This window comes from Fibrobacter sp., assembly GCF_045112255.1.
Lineage (GTDB): Bacteria > Fibrobacterota > Fibrobacteria > Fibrobacterales > Fibrobacteraceae > Fibrobacter.
This window is the reverse complement of record NZ_JBGUHR010000027.1, coordinates 1-2,715: the sequence shown is the minus strand read 5'-3', so window position 1 is coordinate 2,715 and position 2,715 is coordinate 1. Positions and strand designations below refer to the sequence as shown.

Below are 2,715 nucleotides of genomic sequence, written 5' to 3'. Positions count from 1 at the left end.
TCCGGTCTTTTTCCTTTCTCGGTTCGGGGGTACGGGGGTGTCCCCCGTTTCTGTTTTATGCACTTGCGGTTACCAACGTGGCTGCAGTGCCGCTGTGAGTGTCTTGTCCGGTCTTTTTCCTTTCTTTCTGTTCGGGGGTACGGGGGTGTCCCCCGTTTCTGTTTTATGCACTTGCGGTCACCAACGCAACAGCCACTCCGACAGTGACCGTCTTGTCCGGTCTCTGGCGGTGTGGCGGATTGTTTGCCGATACAGTAGCACACACGATCATGAACTTGTGGTCACTATGCGGCAGGCAGTGCGCCGCGCTTAGGCGCTCTGCCGGTGGGCTTGCCGATAAAGTAGGGCATACAACAATTCACTTACAGGTACTATGAAGTAGCCCCCCGAGCCGCCGCCCCTGCCCGAGCGCGGCGAATGTCTCAAAAGCCGCCTTTTGTTCTTTCGGGTAGGGGGCCCGATGGGACAAAAGGCAGGTTTTGAGAAGCGGGAGCCGGGCGCAATGATTAGCACACCCGCTATTTGCGCCCGGCCCCCGCGTCATTCGCAAGCGACAGGCGGGGCGGCGGCCGGGGGGCGGACGGCTACAGACTAACTTCCAGTTTTGATTACTTCCGCCCGACGATGCCCCCCCAGGAGCCCGACGGGACAGCGGCGTTGGAAGCGCGGGCGGAAGCGGGGGGAGAGACGGGCGGCGGAAACCTGAGGTTACGATAAAAGCAGCGACCGCCGGCGGTGCGTCCGCGTTAGCGTCTTGAGCTCCGCCGCCGGGAGCGGACGGTTACGCACTGGAACTTTCGGTTAGGATAAAAGCTTGATTTCGGCGGCGGTGCGTCCGCGTTAGCGTCTTGAGCTCCGCCGACAGCCAATAAAGCTTGAAGTTTGGAAAGCCTCTTACAGTTCGAGTTTTTGCCACCGTATCAAAATAACTCTGTTTCAAGTATTAAAAATGCGACTGAATGCGGATTTTGTGACATCGTTATAAGTATCAATATAACCGAGCGTTAAAAATGATACTTATAGAATTGTAGTCACAATGCACAAACAAACAAATTTTCTGTATTTTTGCGCCGTTTTCAGCGGCTTTCCTGCAAAAATCGTGTCAAAAATTGCATATTTTTATAGCTTTTGGTCAGGTATGGTCAAATTCTCGGTTTTCTGCGTTTGCGGCTCTGACTCCTCGCCGCTGTGCATAAAATCCGTTATGCTCTGGCTCTCGTACTCCGCTATATCATACGTTGGCGCATAGCCTTCCGGCTCTGGTTCCAATGTATCAAGGACGGCTGTATTTATTACACACCGTCTGACATAGGCTTGCAGGTTTCCGATCTTCTCTTTGTTCTTTGCGATAGCGTTTCTTATTTTCTTCTTTCCTTCTTCGCTCAGGCTCTTTTCGGTCTGAGCTTCGGCGGAGCTGATCAGCTCATCAACAGAAGAAGAAGATTCTATACTCTTATTATTATACTCTTCTGATTTGGGGGACATTTTTGTCCCCTCGTGAGAGGACATTTTTGTCCCCTCGTGAGAGGACATTTTTGTCTCCTCGTTTATAGGTGCAATGTAAATTTTGAAAGGCTTGGTTCTGTTGCCTGACTGCCGCTGTCTGAGTATCAGTTCGGCGGCTTCCAACTCTGAGATCAGGCGGCGAGCCTGACGTTTATCTATACACATTTCTTCTGCTATGGATTCCATTGTATAATAACAATACGTTCCGAAGCTGTCGCACCATCCGTTTTGCTTTGATATGCCTATCCTGTTGCTGATCAGAGCGTAAAGGATCATCGCACGCGGTGAAAGTCCGGTTTTCAGTAGCTTTTTGTCAAATTTAATAAAACACATAAAAAAACAACCTCCGTTTTCTTCTACAAGGCAGAAAGAGAGAGAAAACGGCGGCTGTTCTATGATAAGTGTAACACAACCCTACAACGCTGTCTGAAGGATACCTGATAATGAAAGAAAAGCAGGAAATATTGTCTTGCAAGCAAAACAAAATTGACATGTTGTTGAATCCGTGTTATAATTATAGTTGATGGTGGAACAGAGCCGCAAACTCTTTCCGCTTTTTCTGGACATCAGCGGTGCTTTCGCTGATGTCCTTTTTACTATACCATATTTTTGCAAATCTTGCAATAACCATAAATAAAAAACAAATAAAAAAACACAAGGAGTGATAAAATGTCCAACAAAAAGATAGTAATTGATACTGACTATGTAGATGCGCTCTCTCGTATCCGGCTCGGTGCGCCGCATTATAGAATTTTGCTTTACCTTGCGTGCAGGAGCAAGGCAACTATTTCTGACATTGCCGCCGGTCTGAGCATGGCACGCCAAAATGTCTATCGGTACATCAAAGAGCTTACAGCCTGGAAGCTTGCACATCCAGACGGTAAGAGTTACAGCGTGACCACCGAGGAACCGCCCTGCATTGACCTGCTTCCGCCGGATATGCTTCCGTGGTCGCTCGCTTTCCCAGATGCCGCCTCCGCCCTCTGATGCAGGATGTAGGTAATATAATATTACAAAACTACACGGAACACACACGAGCTTATCAGATGATAAGTATAGTGTGTTAGACAAAGCCCCCGAAGCGTTCAGGCTCCGAGGGCTTTTTGTTGTGGCAGCAGTGCCGTTGTGAGTGTCTTGTCCGGTCTTTTTCCTTTCTCGGTTCGGGGGTACGGGGGTGTCCCCCGTTTCTGTTTTATGCACTTGCGGTTA

Annotated in this window: 2 protein-coding genes; one reads left to right on the top strand and one right to left on the bottom strand. The window is 49.2% G+C overall.

Translation table 11 applies throughout. The features are described 5' to 3' along the window. Positions 1-1,119: 1,119 nt before the first annotated feature. The gene (locus tag ACJMM9_RS02720; RefSeq protein ID WP_405323648.1) at positions 1,120-1,839 is read right to left on the bottom strand and encodes a replication initiator protein A; all 720 of its coding nucleotides are present in this window, start codon (positions 1,837-1,839) and stop codon (positions 1,120-1,122) included. 480 nt (positions 1,840-2,319) lie between these two features. On the opposite strand from ACJMM9_RS02720, the gene ACJMM9_RS02715 reads away from it, so the two are divergent. Then, the gene (locus tag ACJMM9_RS02715) at positions 2,320-2,493 is read left to right on the top strand and encodes a hypothetical protein (RefSeq protein WP_405323646.1); all 174 of its coding nucleotides are present in this window, start codon (positions 2,320-2,322) and stop codon (positions 2,491-2,493) included. The last annotated feature ends 222 nt before the right edge of the window (positions 2,494-2,715 follow it).

What these genes read in the sequence shown, in the direction of transcription:
- ACJMM9_RS02715 (WP_405323646.1), top strand. Translation starts at nt 2,320, where the DNA reads ATGGCACGCCAAAATGTCTATCGGTACATCAAAGAGCTTACAGCCTGG.
- ACJMM9_RS02720 (WP_405323648.1), bottom strand. Translation starts at nt 1,839, where the DNA reads ATGTGTTTTATTAAATTTGACAAAAAGCTACTGAAAACCGGACTTTCA.